This window comes from Streptomyces sp. BE303, from assembly GCF_036290945.1.
GTDB lineage: Bacteria > Actinomycetota > Actinomycetes > Streptomycetales > Streptomycetaceae > Kitasatospora.
Genome location: NZ_JAQYWZ010000402.1, coordinates 1 through 407 on the forward strand (window position 1 = coordinate 1; position 407 = coordinate 407).

Below are 407 nucleotides of genomic sequence, written 5' to 3' on the forward strand. Positions count from 1 at the left end.
CCGACGGGGTGCGGCGCGTGCGTGCCGCCAGGTCCGGCCCGGCTCCCCTACGGAGCCGGGCCGGACCGGTGCGGGGTCCTGCGGTCATGCGCGCAGTGTGGCGAGTTCCGCGTCGGCGCGCTCGGTGACCAGGGCGAGGAAGCGGCCCGCGGCGGCCAGGTCCTCGGCCGGTATCCCGCCCCAGATGCGGGCGGAGAGGGGGGCGGTGTCCGCGTCGGTGGCGGCGAGCAGCTCGCGCCCCGCCTCCGTGGGGAGAAGGTGTGCCCCGTCCGTGACGAGCTACTGCCGGGTCTGCAGCTCGTCGAGCGTGGCGCGGATGTCGGCCGGATCGGCCTTGAGGGCGTGCTGCACCTGGGCGACGAGGTCGTCCGGCGTCTGTGCGGTGTCGGCGGTGACGGCGGCGCGCC

At 77.1% G+C, this 407-nt stretch carries 1 pseudogene; it reads right to left on the reverse strand.

Features of this window, described 5'->3' with window-relative positions:
- Positions 1–84: 84 nt before the first annotated feature.
- Positions 85–407 (reverse strand): annotated as a pseudogene (locus PUR56_RS06965) (MarR family transcriptional regulator); the annotation flags it as partial.